The sequence below is a fragment of the Streptomyces mesophilus genome, from assembly GCF_011044995.1.
GTDB classification, from domain to species: domain Bacteria; phylum Actinomycetota; class Actinomycetes; order Streptomycetales; family Streptomycetaceae; genus Streptomyces; species Streptomyces mesophilus.
In genome coordinates this window covers 1-726 of record NZ_JAAKZW010000494.1, presented here as the reverse complement: position 1 = coordinate 726, position 726 = coordinate 1, and the positions used below count along the sequence as shown (strand labels likewise).

The 726-nt window shown below is 70.2% G+C and carries 1 protein-coding gene; it reads left to right on the top strand.

What is annotated here, in order from left to right:
* The coding region (locus G6045_RS40750; protein ID WP_165337280.1) for a SigE family RNA polymerase sigma factor at window positions 1–586 on the top strand (586 nt) is incomplete at its 5' end.
* Window positions 587–726: the final 140 nt, after the last annotated feature.

The following is a 726-nucleotide window of genomic DNA, read 5'->3' as shown; positions in this document are numbered from 1 at the left end:
GGCGTCCGGGGTGACTGACGGGGGAGCCGCGTACAGGGAGGCCTCGGGGGAGCAGGTGCCCTGCTCGGAAGCGGAGTTCACCGCTTACGTCCAGGAGCGCCGCGCCTCCCTGTACGCCACCGCCTACCACCTCACCGGTGACCGTTTCGAGGCCGAGGACCTGTTGCAGAGCGCGCTGTTCTCCACGTACAGGGCCTGGGACCGGATCTCCGACAAGGCCGCGGTCGGGGGATATCTCCGCCGCACCATGACGAATCTGCACATCAGCGCGTGGCGCCGCCGCAAGCTGAACGAGTACCCGACCGAGGAGCTGCCGGAGACGGTCGGCGACACGGACGCGATGCGCGGCACGGAGCTGCGCGCGGTCCTGTGGCAGGCGCTGGCCCGGCTGCCGGAACTCCAGCGGACGATGCTGGTCCTGCGCTACTACGAGGGCCGTACCGACCCGGAGATCGCCGACATCCTCGACATCAGCGTCGGCACGGTGAAGTCCAGCATCTGGCGCTCGCTGCGCCGGCTGCGCGAGGACGAGGTCCTCGCCTTCGGCCGTGACCAGGAGGAGTGCTTCGGCGAACTGGTCGCCTGAGCCGCTTCTTCATCGAGTTGTCGGTCGCCGTCCCCGGGGGGAGGCGGTGACCGAGTGGGGGTCCGTGGTCTCGCGAGAGGCCCCGGGAAAGCCCGTCGGGATCGGGGGATACCGGCGGGCGAGCAGGGGGGAACGGGGAT